Origin of the sequence: Paenibacillus sp. BGI2013 (assembly GCF_002843485.1) — a bacterium.
Taxonomy (GTDB): domain Bacteria; phylum Bacillota; class Bacilli; order Paenibacillales; family Paenibacillaceae; genus Paenibacillus; species Paenibacillus amylolyticus.
This window is the reverse complement of sequence record NZ_PJFA01000015.1, coordinates 106483-122199: the sequence shown is the minus strand read 5'-3', so window position 1 is coordinate 122199 and position 15717 is coordinate 106483. Positions and strand designations below refer to the sequence as shown.

The 15717-nt window shown below is 45.9% G+C and carries 12 protein-coding genes; 4 read left to right on the top strand and 8 right to left on the bottom strand.

From position 1 onward, the window contains the following. The first annotated feature begins 121 nt into the window (after positions 1-121). Together CXK86_RS27115 and CXK86_RS27110 are read left to right on the top strand one after the other, a co-directional pair. Positions 122-1837: a copper resistance CopC/CopD family protein gene (locus tag CXK86_RS27115; protein WP_101314863.1), complete on the top strand. Its 1716-nt coding sequence runs from the start codon at positions 122-124 to the stop codon at positions 1835-1837. Between the two features lie 461 nt (positions 1838-2298). Then, a complete protein-coding gene (locus CXK86_RS27110) occupies positions 2299-3060 on the top strand; it encodes a YcnI family copper-binding membrane protein (RefSeq protein WP_047840387.1) in 762 nt (253 codons plus the stop codon). A gap of 226 nt (positions 3061-3286) precedes the next feature. On the opposite strand, the gene CXK86_RS27105 is transcribed toward CXK86_RS27110, so the two are convergent. The 8 genes from CXK86_RS27105 to CXK86_RS27070 all read right to left on the bottom strand — a co-directional run bounded on the left by CXK86_RS27105 (position 3287) and on the right by CXK86_RS27070 (position 13894). Next, complete coding sequence (locus CXK86_RS27105; RefSeq protein ID WP_017691024.1) at positions 3287-3559, bottom strand: hypothetical protein; 273 nt, start codon at positions 3557-3559, stop codon at positions 3287-3289. A 56-nt stretch (positions 3560-3615) separates the two neighbouring features. Then, positions 3616-4905: a Tle-like phospholipase domain-containing protein gene (locus CXK86_RS27100; protein WP_101314862.1), complete on the bottom strand. Its 1290-nt coding sequence runs from the start codon at positions 4903-4905 to the stop codon at positions 3616-3618. A 31-nt stretch (positions 4906-4936) separates the two neighbouring features. Then, positions 4937-5218, bottom strand: coding sequence for a hypothetical protein (locus CXK86_RS27095; RefSeq protein ID WP_017691026.1), 282 nt, complete (start codon positions 5216-5218; stop codon positions 4937-4939). Between the two features lie 397 nt (positions 5219-5615). Continuing rightward, a complete protein-coding gene (locus CXK86_RS27090; RefSeq protein ID WP_101314861.1) occupies positions 5616-7832 on the bottom strand; it encodes a peptidase domain-containing ABC transporter in 2217 nt (738 codons plus the stop codon). Beyond that, entirely contained in the window at positions 7825-11235 is a 3411-nt protein-coding gene (locus CXK86_RS27085) for a type 2 lanthipeptide synthetase LanM family protein (RefSeq protein WP_101314860.1), read from the bottom strand. Before CXK86_RS27085 ends, CXK86_RS27090 begins: the two co-directional genes overlap by 8 nt. A gap of 104 nt (positions 11236-11339) precedes the next feature. After that, the gene (locus CXK86_RS27080) at positions 11340-11522 is read right to left on the bottom strand and encodes a type A2 lanthipeptide (RefSeq protein ID WP_036616672.1); all 183 of its coding nucleotides are present in this window, start codon (positions 11520-11522) and stop codon (positions 11340-11342) included. A 276-nt stretch (positions 11523-11798) separates the two neighbouring features. After that, complete coding sequence (locus CXK86_RS27075; protein ID WP_076329727.1) at positions 11799-13181, bottom strand: sensor histidine kinase; 1383 nt, start codon at positions 13179-13181, stop codon at positions 11799-11801. After that, complete coding sequence (locus tag CXK86_RS27070) at positions 13181-13894, bottom strand: response regulator transcription factor (RefSeq protein ID WP_036616668.1); 714 nt, start codon at positions 13892-13894, stop codon at positions 13181-13183. The genes CXK86_RS27075 and CXK86_RS27070 overlap by 1 nt, the downstream gene beginning before the upstream one ends. Before the next feature lie 153 nt (positions 13895-14047). Between CXK86_RS27070 and CXK86_RS27065 the strand changes: the two genes are divergently transcribed. Beyond that, positions 14048-14968, top strand: coding sequence for an ABC transporter ATP-binding protein (locus CXK86_RS27065; protein WP_373888079.1), 921 nt, complete (start codon positions 14048-14050; stop codon positions 14966-14968). Then, the gene (locus tag CXK86_RS27060) at positions 14968-15717 is read left to right on the top strand and encodes an ABC transporter permease (protein ID WP_036673138.1); all 750 of its coding nucleotides are present in this window, start codon (positions 14968-14970) and stop codon (positions 15715-15717) included. Before CXK86_RS27065 ends, CXK86_RS27060 begins: the two co-directional genes overlap by 1 nt.

Genomic DNA, 15717 nt, shown 5'->3' with positions numbered 1-15717 from the left:
AATCGTTTTTTTATAGCCCAATGTAGTCATACGCAGTCATTTTGGACAAAGTTATAATGGGTTAGATTGTGTTTAAAGGCCATGAATGACTACAAATCTATAACCTGAGGGTGATGATTTTTTGATTTTTACACGCTTTACCCTGAAATGGGGCAAACGGCACTGGGCATTGGTCACCTGTCTGTTGCTCGTATGTTTCCTTGTTATGCCACAGTGGGCATCTGCCCATGCTTATATTGTTAAGGCTTCGCCAGGAGAAAATGAGATCCTCGTAGCTGCTCCGGAGCGGCTGACGCTGGAGTTCAACGAATCCTTGCAGACGGCCTTTTATGATATCAAAATAACCGGCCCTGACGGCAATCAGGCAGACGATGGAAATGTAAAGATTGATGTGGATCGCCCTCATATTCTGGAGACTGGCCTGCAAGCTGGACTCGGGAACGGGACTTATGCCGTTAACTGGAAAGCTGTATCTGCCGATGGACACCCAATTCAAGGGGCGTATGTTTTCCATATCGGTGAACCATCCGGTTCTCCTGCCGGACTGAGTGATCTTACATCCGGTTCCGGTTCAACAGGTGGGCCGCTGAAATGGATTGTATCTCTGACAGACTGGATTCAGTATCTCGGATTGTCTGTCATACTGGGGACACTTGCATTCTTGCTACTGCGAATCGCACCGACATCCATGACAAGAGAACCTATGGACGTTCCGGGCAGCTACAGATTGTTATGGATCAGTTATGCTGCTGCTTCCTTTGCCGCTCTGGTCAGCCTGCCACTGAATACGTTATATGAATCTGGTGTGGCTCTGAACGAACTAAGCTGGGCACTGATCGGAAGTGCGCTCAAGCTGACATCCTTTGGTCAGATCTGGATGTTACAAATACTCATTGTAATGCTGCTGGCCGTCACGATTCTCTCCGGATATGATCGTGATCGATCCATCCGTGCTCGCATCTGGTCTTCCTATGGCTCACTTGTGCTCGTGCTTGGATGGCTGTTCACGCATGCCATGACGGGACATCCGGCTGCGGCGGATCAACGTGCTCTCGCGATTGCCATGGACTTCGTGCATCTGATAGGTGCCGCTTTCTGGATTGGCGCACTAACCGCCATGGCGATATGTTTGCCTCCACTGGCGGATAAGCTGCCATCGAAGGTGCGAGGAGAGGTCTACTGGGTTGCTATTCGCAGGTTTACCGCCTGGGGAATTGGCGCCGTAGCCGCTCTGGTTGCTACAGGGATATACAGCAGTCTGATTATTCTACCAGCACCTGTGCTGACTTCCTTGTTCACTACAGCTTATGGCCTTGTCCTGATCGGCAAGATCGTCCTGCTTATTGTAATGCTTGTCTTCGCCTGGCGTCATGCCAGATTGGCAAGAGCAGCAACGGGAAGCAGATTATCCGGCAGCCTGAAAGCCGAACTTGCCACCGGTGCTGTCATTCTCGCTCTTGCTGCCGTACTGACACACCTGTCTCCAGGACAACCCGCTGCGGTCGGACCGTATCAGGAGACAAAGACTACAGAAGACGGCTCGGCGATCACACTTCAGGTGAGTCCCAATCTAACGGGAGAGAACCAATTCGAAGTTGATGTGAAACGGGCAGATGGAAGTATCGTTAACGATCTGGAACAGATCACACTGTCACTCACACATCTGGACATGGATATGGGGATCTATGAGATTACCATTCCGAAAAACGACACCGGTGTGTACAAGGCTGAAGATTACATCTCCATGCCTGGACGTTGGAATATCAAGGTACATCTCCTGACCAAGACGTTGGATGCACTGGATGCCGAATTTGAGATCGACACCGCCAAGCCATAGTTACACAACGTTTATATTGAAAAGTGACCCAATCTAAATTAGTGTTTCTACAAACTGCAAATGTAGTAAAGGGAACGAATTGATTCTGGAGAAGCGAAGCACTCGCCTCTATTCCCGGATTTCAACTTATTACTATTTAAATTGAACTATTATTTACACTGAAACGGAGAGGGCAGAAAAAACCTGAAAAAGCGTAGCGTTCGCCTTTATCACCGGATTTTCCCCTTTGAGAAAAGGGAATCAAAAAATCTGGGGATAACAGCGATTGGAAGGTTATTCTGTCATCGGAGTGTATGTGTAAACCGTATTTAGTTAAATTTATATAGTTGCCTAAAAAATCCGAGAATAACGGTGATCGAAAGACCATTCGTAACCGAAACGGCGCCTTTGCAGAACGTAGACACTCATTTAAGAAAATGGGCCGCATCATATATGATAAGAACTGAGAGGGGTTATTTATTTTGAAGAAAACATCATGGATTTCCAAACTAACATCCACTATCGCAACAGGTACCGCAGCATTCATGTTATTCGCCGGATTCGCTAGCGCTCATGTTACCGTTAGCCCATCCGTTGCACAGACAAGTGCATGGCAGACGTACACCATTAAGATTCCATCCGAGAAAGAACTGCCTACAACCAAAATCACCATGAAAGTTCCGGAAGGTGTTGCATTCAAGCAATATCAACCACTGGCAGGCTGGAAAATCACCACAGAGAAGAACGATTCCAATGAAGTAACATCAATTACGTGGGAGATTGACGGCGATAATGAAGGCATTCTGGCAGGACAATTCCAGCAGTTCAACTTCGTTGCACAGAACCCTAAGGCGGAAGCTGAAGTAGCTTGGGATGCATTCCAATACTACAGCGACGGCAGCATCGTAGAATGGACAGGCCAACCAAGTGACGCCAACCCGCACAGTATCACAACGATTAGTGAAGATCCGGCTGCTGCTGATAATGCTGCGGCAGGTGGAGGACATGATAGTGCAGGTACAGAAGGAGCCACTGGGGATAATGCAGCTACCGACGATAGCAAAGCAAACGATGACACTACGTTGGGCGATGCACTCAATGACACCGTTACAGGTGAACCAAACAACACGGATACAGACCCGGGTACGCTGAAGCTTCAACAAGCAACATTGATCGTATCCATTCTGGCCCTGATCCTGTCCTTCTTAGGGATTGCATTGGCTACGCGTCGCAAAAAACGTTAAGAACTAACTTACAGTTTTACGATAACTTGAGACAATTTCAGATAACAAAAAGCCTATGGCATACGGGTTCAAACCCGATATGCCGTAGGCTTTTAGCTATCATCATTTTGATTGGCTACCCATGTTCTTTACAATCCGTGGTTAAGGCACTAATCATGCTGCTCCACGGTCACACTCTTATCCACGCTGATTACCATCCGCAATTTGGCATCAGCCTTACCACCCTTTAGCGTTCCTGATCCGTCTGGATCATGATCTCAATGTATTGCAGCAAGCTTTTCTTCTGCTGTTCAATGGATTGAATACGTCTGGACAGGCCCGCAAAAAACTCTTCAATCTGCTGTCTTGTATGATCTGCGGACTGGCCTTTCCAATCGTTCAGGCGACTATATAGCGCCCGCGCTTCCTGTTCATCGGCTTGCAGACGGGCAAGCAGCTGTGTCAGTTCTTTTTCCGCAATCCGAAGATCATTCAATTCCACCAGCAATTGTCCACCCACTCGTGTTCCCCTCCCCTATGTACGTGATATCAACGCTAGCCACCCAGAAATCCTAATTAAAAATGAACCGGACTCTCGTCAGCCTGCCGGAAAGCATCCGCCTTCTCATCAATAAAGTTCAGGAACTGGCTGGTGTGTTTCATATGCCATGTGCCAAGTTCATGAATGGATGCGTCCAATTGGGTGACAATTGGCTCCAGTCTGCGACTGCGACTCGTATGCAGATATTGGGCCATGCGGGTTCGCACCTGATTCAGCTCCGCATTGCACTGTTGTGCATTTTGCTTCCACCGTGAAGCGACACTTTTCAGTTCTTCCGGCGTTACCTGAATTAGTCCGGAAGCTCCCCCAACTGAGCCAACACCTGCAACCATCTTGTTAGTCTGCACACCAAAGCTACGCATAACATCCGCAAGCTCCGTCATGATATTGGAAGGTTCACGGGGAGTTTTATTGATTTTCTCACCAGTGGTAGGGTCGTATAGATCATTGGAAATATAACCATTCTCGAACTGATACTGCTTCAGGTCGTGGTATTCCTTCCCACCAAAGGTGTTACCCATCTTATCTCCCATGCTCATGTTGTCATTCATGTCCTTGTAATTAGAGTTGATGTAATACATGGAACCCACATGACGATCATAGCCACCAAAGAATCCACTGGCAACAAAGTCACCCGGGTGACCAAAGTTTACGATCTGATTATCGAATCCACCCTCTTCTGCCTTGCGTTTCAGTGATGGAGTCAAGCTGGATATTACAGATGGCGCACTAAAGGTTACTGCCATCATTCCCGTATGCGCTGCTGCATACTGAGCATTTCCGCCGCCCAATGAATGCCCTGTCAGAGAGAAGTCCAAATTCTTGTATTTGTTCTGCATATCCTTCGCGTAGTCTTCTGCTTCGTACATTTGATTTGGAAAAGGATTCAGCTTTTTATCAATCTGTCTATCCAGCTCACCCACCGCATTATCCAAATGAGTCAGTCCGGTGACGTCTTTTACCTTTTGAATTCCACCTGATAACCAATCGGGTGTGAAATCGGTAGATTGTTCTATTTTTCTGCCCAGTTCGGGGATCGCAATCTGACCATCCGCCAGAAAATCAGGCCCTTTACGATCCCATCCGGCACTTCCTTCTGTTCCTCGGTAAGAAATGACCGCCTGCCCCGTTTCCGGATTGTAAAAAGTCACTGCGTCAAACCCGGAATAACCGTTGCCATGCGTATCCTCAAGCACTTGCCAGCCTGGTAGATTCGCATATTCAGTACCTGCTTTGGCATTTTCATAAGCCAGTTCCGACATCAGACGGTATGTTTCATCATCAATTCTTGGTGTATCTCCCATGTTATGTTCACCTCCCAAAATTCAATACAATCTACTTGGCAAAAGGATCGTAGCCTTTCTCAATGATGGCTGCCTTGATGGCAGGGCTCATTCCAAAATTTTTGATTTTTTTATCGTTATAGTCATAGGAAATAGTGAACTCCTGATCCTCCTGCTCTACCACATGCCCTTCCATTGCAATCGAGTCCAGTGCCATTTCGGGTAGCAACTCCTTGCTGGTAATCACAACGTTCATCTCATACTTGTCTTTGAAATATTTGACCGCTTTTGCTTCTGCTTCTTGAAAAAGTGCCTGTTTCTCACTTTCTTTCATGTTCTGACAGCCTCCCAAAATAAAGATAGATAGCACAATTAGTAAGAATACACATACCTTTTTTTGTATTGGCCTCATACCAATCACCTTCTTCTTATGATTTCAATGTATATGTGCACCCAATGAATCAGGATCATTCACCCATGCCTTCTGCTTCTGTTAACTGAATCATAGTACAAAATCAACATGACCACATCGGCTGAGAGCATCGTTTTTATGTATCTTTCTTCCTAATATGATTCATACGTGTGTTCGCGTGTATATTACCCGATTTCCTGAATTTTGCATCAGTTTAGCTTCTCGGATTTTCCATATATAACAAAAAAGCATTCTCTTCAACACATATTGTGTAGAAAAGAAAGCCTTTTGTCTTCCGTCAACATCATCCTCACTAGCCTCATCCATACTGTCTGGCCCCGGTTTCGTCCAGTTGTTCACACACGAGATCATTGTAGGATTTACACCGTCCAATCAATTCATCATGTGTTCCAGCATCCACGAGTACACCCTGATCCAGTACATATATGGTGTCCGCGCTTCGAATGGTACTGAGTCTGTGAGCAATGATAATTTGGGTGCATTTCAACATATTCAGATTATGGGCAATCGTCGCTTCTGTAACAGTATCCAAAGCACTAGTTGCCTCATCCAACAGAAGAACTTTGGGTCTGCTTACCAATGCTCGCGCGAGAGCGACACGTTGCTTCTGCCCTCCAGACAGATTCGAGCCCGCTTCAGAGATCAGTGTGTTATACTTCATTGGCATCTTCTCAATATCGTCATGAATATCCGCCAGCTTCGCTGCGAACATTACATCCTCCAGCGTTGAACCCTCTGCATGTAGCCTGATGTTGTCATACACGGTGTTGTTAAACACAAAGTTATCCTGAAGCACGATACTGATCTGGCTGCGAATATCCTGCTGCTCCAGTTCTTCTACAACCACGCCGTCAAAATAGATATTACCCTGTGTGGGCGTATACAGCCCTACCAGCAATTTCGCCAAGGTACTCTTTCCTGAGCCTGATTTGCCAACCAGAGCGACCCTTTGCCCTGCTTTAATCGTAATATTAATATTTTTCAGCACATCTTCCCCGTAGTCGGTATACCTGAAACTGACCTGATCAATTGTAATATCCCCATTCAGCTTTACATCTCGGAGGGTCGGTGTTTTCTTCTTGAATTTATTACTTTCCTCGGCTTGAATGACATCATAGATTCGATCCAGCAGCGCATCCGCCATCACGAACTCGTTCAACATCAAAGCAAGCGAGTTCAGCGGCCCCAGAAACAGCGCGGCCAGGGACTGGAATGAAACGAGCATACCAAGTGTCATATTCCCCTGCATAATCTGATATAGTCCCACCAGCAGAATGAGCATCGGAGTCATAAAACTCAGCGTATTCGTCACGGTATTTACTCTTGTCTGAAAAATAGCTTTTTCCTTGACCGTTGCAAGCTGACGCATGAATAGTGCTCTCCATTTTTCCCCGGTACGCTCTTCAATCCCAAGTGATTTGATGGTCGAGATGCCTTCCAACACTTCCGTCATGAATGATCCAGCCAAACTTTGGGCAACAATTTGGGTCTGTGTCAGTTTCTTAAATCTGCTACGTGTGTATACAAAAACAAGAATTTGAACCAGTCCAACACCAAGCAGTGTAAAAGCGATCAAACGGGACTGGATTACAATATACGTGAAGGTCACAACAATTAAAAATAGATTGATCAGCGTAGAGATCATCTTCTGGGACAAAATCTCTCGAATGGTCGTATTGCTATTAATCCGCAGCATCAAATCCCCGCGCGAACGAATTTCAAAATATTGATAAGGCAGTTTGAGCATATGAGAGACAAAGTTTGTCGTCAGTTGGGAATCCAGCAATTCCTGAAGCCGTACGATGCACATATCCTTCATATAACTGAAACCGATCTGAAATAGGGTTAACAGCACTATGCTGGTGATCAGGACAGGAAATAACGAGTAGCCATCACCGCTAGTGGCCGCATCAATCGAAACCTGCATCAAGAACGGAAAGGCCACCGAAACCAATTGCAGCCCCAGAGCAAGTAGAACGGTCCAACCAAAATATTTTTTGTTACTGCGAATCAAATCCTTGAAGTACGCCACTTTACTAATCTTTTTCTCGGACAAGGGTACAAAGCCCTCATCCGGATATACGAGCAAAAAAATACCTGAATATTTCTCCGCAAACTCCTGCGTACTGATAACCAGCCTTCCCAAAGCCGGATCAACAATAATGAAGTGCCCACTCGTCTTGATCCGCTCAAGCACGACAAAATGATTGTCCTCCCAGAAACAAATGACTGGCAGAAAATCATTGTTAAGTGATTCAACAGGCGCTTTTTTGGCTATCCCTTTCAAGTGATAGGTCTGAGCAACCTCTTTCATTTTGAGCATGGAGCTACCATCCCTGCCGTTTCCCAGCATTGCAAAACGTTCCCTCAGATCGGTGAAATCAGCTTCATAGCCATGATATGCGAGTAACATGTGCAAGCAACTGGGACCACAATCATATTGATTCATTTGCAGTTTGACAGGGATTTTGCGTTGTCTCTTCCGGCGCAGACGGAATACAGGCCGTTCAGGCATGATGTTGCCCCATATGGGATGACTGCTCCATAGTAGTCATCTGCTGCTGAGCGGACGCCGTTTCCATAGCGTATGTCTGAGCCATATCCCTTATTCCCTTGCCCTTTGGTCCTTCCATCATCAGTACTGAAGGCAGGTCACGATTGTACAGTCGGAGCAATTGATATCCAATTCCGGCAAGCCCTAGCATCAGTCCTGGGATTTGCTGACGACCTGGAATGCCGCATCTCCAATGATGGTTATCACGTCTCACCTGTGTCACAATGTAATTTGCCATCTGAACCGAGAACTCCTTCAACTCTTCATCCTGCAAGTAATCGGCTGCGAGAAGGAACAGCTCCAGATTGCCCATATCCCCATGGCAGAGCGAATAGCTAACTTCTGTAAACCCTTCTTCCATCGTCTTGGCTAACGCCCTGCGGATATCTGTCTCTATCGTATCCATAGCTCCCAATGACCTCAATTGCTGCGCTATCCCTACGCGAGCGATCCCTAGACCGGGTGCGCCATTACACCAGTACATAACATAATGTTCTTCCGGCATGTTGCCATCGGTGAACCGCAGATCTTTCCAATTGTTTACTTCAGGGCTGTAGAGGGCTTCCTCATACTTCAGTCCTTCCATACAAGTTTCAAGATAGGCTTTGTTGCCTGTAGCACTGTATAGACGAGCCAGACTCAGACAGATACCTGCGTTGCCATGTGCAATACCGCTAAGTGGCGTTTTATTGATCGCTGACGTCACCCAAGCCATACCTTGATCCATCGGCTGGGCAAGATCCAGCAATCGGTCTGCGCATCGCACAGCCACATCCAGCGCTTTTTGCGATTGGAAGCTCGTATACATGTCCACACATGCCATCAATGTGCCCGCACAACCTGAGATCACATCCAATTGCTGATCACTATCAATCATATCGTCCAAGATATCGAGTAATTCCAGCGTATCCGGGTTGATCCCCGGCTCGGAACATACGTTAGCTTTATGCACCAGCAGATAGAGAAGCGACCCGTAGCCAGTGAACAATGAGATGTTTTTGTCGATGTTTTTGCGAATCATTTCCCAGGCAGTCTGAATGCACAGATTAACCATCTGCATATATTTGTGGTCACCTGTCTCCTGACTCAGATACAGATAGAAATAGGCAATACCGGTTACCCCGTTATATAACCCCAACTCGGAAGATTTGTAGATCAGCTTCTCGTCTGCATCCATACCCATACTGATCCATGACACCGAAAGACCTTCATCTCCCATAATAGCAATATCTTTTATGTACTCCCCAATCCTCACGGCTTCTTGCAAATATTCTTCTTTGGTCATGTGTATTTGATGTTCATTCAATATTTCCGGTCGGACGCTTTCCGTGCTTTTCTCCATGGCGAATGAGCGTTCCAGGACATATTTAGTCTGGATTGTACGCTCGGTAAACTCCCATTGCATATCCATGTCTTTGGGATTCATCGCCCGTACTTTATCCGCGGTCTGCGTTAAAATATCGGAGGAAAACACGCCGTCAATCGCTTTGTTGTCATAGTGGTGGAACAACATTTGCTCACCGATAAACGTCTGGAACATGGGTACATCGCCGTGCAATAGATCATGGCACTCATATCTCACCAGTTTTTCACGATCACGATCCTGCCGCACAATCATCCACATCATGTCGAACAACAGATTCTTATCCAACCCGTCTCTGAGATATTTCGGATGGGAACTGGCTTCAATCAGCGTAAAATACGTAACGGTCGGACGAACAATGGTACGTACAGCACAACCATGGAAGTCATTGCAGACTGTTGAGATAAATGACTCCTTTTGCTCCATAATAGCACTGTATATGCGATAGAAACCCTCCTTCAAACTTTGGATATATCGCTCAGGTTTAATAGGTGTATGTTCATATGAAGGCAAATGACTAAATCGACTCACACTCACCTTGCTTCGTTGGATTCTCATGGTATCGGTGTTTTTATCATGAATCTCATACGTATTGAGTACCTGATTAACATCCCCTGCAAGTCCGCTCAGATCACTGTGATACAAAGCGTTGGAATCCAACGTTGGTAACATGCTCGTTTTTAACACGGAATCATTCAATATCGAAAGGGTCTTCTCCAGCGCTGTATAGTGTGCCTTCTCCTCCTCATATTTGAAAGGTTGATTATGCAACAGTGATTCCAGATCGACGAAGAAGGGATGCTCGCCCTGAGCAACAATGTTCTCCATATGCATGTCTGTTGCATTAACGGCATACAAAATAGCGAGATACTGCCCCTGCCGTTCAAAAAAGCGTTCCGCTCCCTCCAGACTGGTGACTTCCTCATAGGGAATGAATTGCTGCCAGCCATATTCGGTGCGATCCAGCGATTTGGCAATACGGAAGGGTAATCCTATTCGCTGATCGTTAAACCATTGCAACAGACTGGCAAAAGCGGTGTCGATGGCCATGTTCCTAGGTTTGTACATGACATTGACCCCTTCGGCAAATGCCAACCGCAATACACTAGCTCCACCGTTATGGGAATCCCCGAGAAATACGATATCCTCCAGCTTATCCAGCTTGAAATCAAAAAAAGATTCCAGTTCACGACGATCTCTTGTCAGCCGCTCCAGAACACGCATCATATTCAGACTGATCCGAAGAGTGTGCTCGACAAGTCCTCGTGCAAGAACAGGATATTCCAGTAGTAAGGAGAGAATCTGATCTCTGGACTGCATGTTCTGGTTCACAAAGTGCAGATACCGTTGCCGAGAATCCTCACCTCTCAATTCATCTTGCAATCTCGCTTTATTTAATTCATAGATTAGTGTCTTGGCAGACATGTGGAACACTTTATCCGAGACGGTTTTCAGAACAAGCCCAGTAACACGTCGTTTGTCCAGCCATTCATATCCATCATTCAAGCCGTCCGTCATGATCTGAATGGATCGTTGCAGGAAGGGTCTAGAAAACTCAAAGAACGGGATTTCTTCCGTATTCCCCTCAATAAAATATTCGATCTCCAAATGCTCATTCTCCAGAAATGTGCTGCAGAGTTCCTGATGCCAAGGCATCTGCACAAAGTCGTACATGAAGCCTGTATCGTTAAACATAGCCTGCACCGTCTCCATATTCATGGATTCAGCCCGGAAGCGATTGGACAATAGCTCCTGGTCTTGAAAAAACTTTTCAAGCCATTTCTGCATCCTTTCCGACTCGGAAGTGTGCTCCACAGGCATGTCCCCATGCTGAACGTCAGCAGTTATATTTTTTTCATTTATATCAACAGCAATTTCCTCGCTAAATAAGAGATCATTGGGAACTTTGGCAGCATATCGCTGCACAAACTGCTTGTATTTCTCCGTTAAGTAGAGTGCATCACTCCACCGGGAGTCATGTAACCGCTCCTGTATGTTCATCGTTTTATCTCCCCTTCTATTGGATGGTTCGTGCCCAAAACCTCATATAACAAAATCAAGCACATAACTGAAATCAGCTATGTGCCCGAAGATAAGAGTAAAAATTAACAACAAGTCAGCCAAGAAGAAGGTGAAACCGAATTATAATGACATTCATGACTTACCGTACAGAATACACCGCCGCTTGCTTCAACATCAATTACAGATACCGCACCTGTAATGACCATCAGCTCATCATCACTGATGTCCTCAATTGCTCCCAATGCTTCGAGATTGAATTGTTTCATTGAAAAAACCTCCATTCAATTTTTTTTATATGTATAGCTTAAAAAAAGCTAAACACCAAGGTTGAATTCAAGTCTTTACAATCCCAAAATATTTAATTTATGTAATTATTTCCTATATTCATCCTAGCACAATTTGCTATTTTTTGTAAATCCATTCTTTGGATTTTCGCGTCATTTTGACAAGAAACATTACTTTTACTATGACGATGACAAAATTGCGATAGTTCGTTGTTACATGTATAAAGTTTTAAACACCTGTCCAAGGCAGGTGTTTTTCTAAGTAGCAGGCAACTGCAATACAGCTCTAAACCCTTCCCCACTGTCACTCGTGAGAATAAGCCTTCCCCGATGAGCCTTTGCAATCCTTGATACCATTGGAAGCCCCAAGCCATGTCCCTGGCGGGAGGGCCGTACACGTCCTGCGGCATAAGGGAGTACCACCACATCGTCCAGATACTCTTTTGGAATTCCTATCCCATCATCAGATACCACAAACTCACAACATAAATCCTCCGCTGAACGGCTCGTTTCCAGCACAATTGCACATCCATCCGGGTTATGCCTGATACTGTTATGTATCAGGTTCGTTACTGCACGATACAGTAATCGCTCATCCCCCATAACCTGAAGACTTTCGTCCTGAACATGAAGCGAGATCGGATAACGTTCATCCAGGCCATTGTTCAAAAAATCTGACACGACCTGTCTTGCCAGAACAGAGAGTCGAATCGACTTCAACTGCAAGGGCTGCATCTCATACTCCAGCATGGACACCAAATTCAGATCACTGACCAGTGACCGCAGACGTTCACCCTGGCGACGAATAATGGATGCCTGCTGTTTTTGCTCAGCTGGCAAATCCACTTGCTCTTCCAACTCGCTCGCGTAACCCAGAATCATGGACAATGGCGTCCGTATATCGTGAGAAATGCCTGCGATCCAGTTGGATCGAGCTTCATCTCTCGCTTTAAGAGCATCATCCTTATCCTGAAGCATGCGAGATGTTGAATTGATGCTTTGAGACAGATCATTAAATATACCCTTGGTCTCGACATGAACAGGCTCTTCCTTTGCCAGCGCATGAATGCCATTGATCAACGGTCGAATACTACGGATTACCCGTGTTCCAATTAATACGGATACCAGAAGAGCAAGAGCCACATTACACACCAATAATAGGATGATCCGAACAGGTAATGACTTAAGCCACTCTGCCAAAAAGTCGAACTGGTATTTTCCGTACGTATTCTTGGGGTAGCCTACGACCAATAATCCGTCGTTACGCTCCCACACATACACTGGGTATTCCATAAGATAATATCGGGAGAACTTCGCAACATCCGTCACGTTATAAGAGCGCGGGATTTCAGCCGGAAGCTGTTCGCTCCACTGTACCTTGCCCTGGGGATCAAGCAGCATAGCCCAAGCCTGATATGTATCCAGCAATTGCATTCCATCGCTGTCCAGCGCATATTCCCCCTGCTCTCCCTTGCTCAGGCCACTAGCCATCTGCTTCACAACCGCACCAGGGGAAGGCCCTTCATGAATTTCCTTGAAGATCAGCGAACCTAGCAGAATCAGATTGAATAGTAATAGCACCACAGATACCAGAATGGTTGATCCGACGAACCTTCTTAGAATTCGAACAACGCCATCCATTACCTAGACTCCTGAACCATCAATTTATAACCAAGTCCCCGTACCGTCAGCAGAAATATCGGTTTGGATGGATCTTCCTCAATCTTCTCCCGGATTCGCCGAACATGCACCATCAGGGTATTCTCATACCCATAACTCTCGTCTCCCCAGACGGCTTGACACAGAGCATCACTGGTTACAATTCGGCCCTGATTCTCATACAACTTGATCAGTATGGCATGCTCCTTAGCTGTCAATGGAAGCTCCCTGTCTGTCCTCTGTACAACAGCGCTCTCCAGATCAATGGTTTGTCCACCCAAACGAAATACAGGCAATCTCTCCACTGTGTTGGAAGCATATACCCGCTTCAGAATAGCCATAAGCCGGAGAATCAACTCTCTTGGCAGAAAGGGCTTGACCATATAATCATCTGCTCCAAGCCCCAGACCGAGCAGTCGATCCTCATCTTCACCACGTGCAGACAGGAACAGAACAGGCATGTCCGAGAATGACCGGATCGAAGAGAGCAGAGAGAACCCATCTCCATCCGGAAGCATCACATCCAGAATAGCTGCATCCGGCTTTTCAAGTCTGCATACCGCCAAGGCATTCACGAAGTTACCAGCCGTATAGATCCGAAAAAAACCTTCTTTCCGTAAAAAACGTTCAATCATTTCCCGTATTTCGGGCTCATCATCTACGATCAATATTTTCTTATTCTTCAATAATTCCATTGATATCACCCTTTTTATTATACATCATAAAGGCATTCATCCGATATTTTCCATTTCCATTTAAGGTAATTGTAAGGTTATCTTCAGCTACGAGCAAGAAGCCTGATCTATATTTAGAGCAACAGAGACATTAGTGAAATGGAGTTGAGATCAATGATAAACAGTTCCCCCATCGTGGAAACGCATAACCTGTCCAAATCTTATGGCGGTACTAACCGCGTACATCAGGTCAATCTGGCAGTTGAGACGGGACAGATTTTTGGCTTCCTGGGTCCGAACGGAGCAGGCAAAACAACCACATTAAAAATGCTGTTGGGTTTGATCAAACCTACCGAAGGCACTGTAAAGGTGTTTGGCAAAGATCTGAATAAACATCGCCCTTCCATTCTGAATCAGACAGGTTCACTGATCGAATCTCCATCTTATTACGGCCACTTGACTGGACTTGAGAATATGAAAGTCATGCAGCGACTACGGAACGTACCGAATAAAAATATTGATGAAGCTCTCAAAATTGTTCGACTTGAAAATCAAAAACATAAACAGGCCGATCAGTATTCGCTGGGGATGAAACAAAGACTCGGTATTGCCATGGCCCTGCTTGCCTTCCCAAGCCTGCTTATTCTGGATGAACCTACGAACGGACTTGATCCGTCCGGGATCGGTGAGATCAGGGAATTGATCAAGTCCCTTCCTGGTCAATACGGCATAACAGTCCTGCTATCCAGCCACCTGTTATCAGAGATCGAACAGATTGCTACCTCAGTCGGCATTATCAGTGATGGCAAACTTCTGTTTCAGGGAAGCATGCAGAGTCTTCAGGCCAATAACAAGGCTACCATACGTTTTCAGACGACGGATACGGCAAGAGCAGAGAAAATCCTTTTGACTCAAGGCTACATGCCTACAGTCCAGGGCAAACAACTGGTGTTCGACTACCTTCGTGACGAAGAAGTCTCGCAGATGAATAAAGTGCTGGTAGAACACGATATTCCTGTGATTCGTATCGAGGAATACAAGAAAAGTTTGGAAGGTATATTCCTGGATCTGACCGGAAAGGAGCGGAGCCTGTAATGAAAGCTCTATCCCTAGAGTATTTTAAAATCCGCCGCAAAAAGATCTGGGTCATGCTATCTCTTTTTCTAGCCGCTGAGATGATCTGGGCCTCCATGTCCATGAGTATCTCCATCTCCCGAAGTGCAACCAATGCGAGCTGGGAAGCCTTGATCTTCAGCATCGCTTCCATGAACGGTCTGTTTCTGCCCATTATATCGGCTATCGTTGTATCCCGCATCTGTGATATGGAGCATAAGGGGAACACCTGGAAGATGCTAATGACGACCAACACCGGACGTAATCATGTCTACACAGCCAAATACATATGTGCGAACAGCCTGATCCTTTATGGTATCCTTGCGCAAGCTGTGTTCATTGTCGGTTTCGGTTTATCCAAAAATATTTCCGGTCCGCTGCCACTTTCCCTGCTTGTGCAGTTCGCTATTGGCACAATGCTAACTACACTCGCCATCACCGCTCTTCAGCAATGGTTGTCTCTTACAGTACGCAATCAGGCTTTTGCGTTATGTCTGGGTATGCTGGGCGGATTCATCGGAACAACATCGGGGTTGTTTCCAGCAGGTGTACGTCACCTTTTCATCTGGTCTTACTACATGGATCTGAATCCAGTCACTTATATTTACAGCGCATCTTCGGGTACCTATGTATCGGGTATGCTGCCTGTCGGTCTTTTCTTAGCCGCCTTGTTGATGGCTGCCATCTTCTATTTTGCAGGGAATATTCATGCTTCAAGACAAGAGATTTGA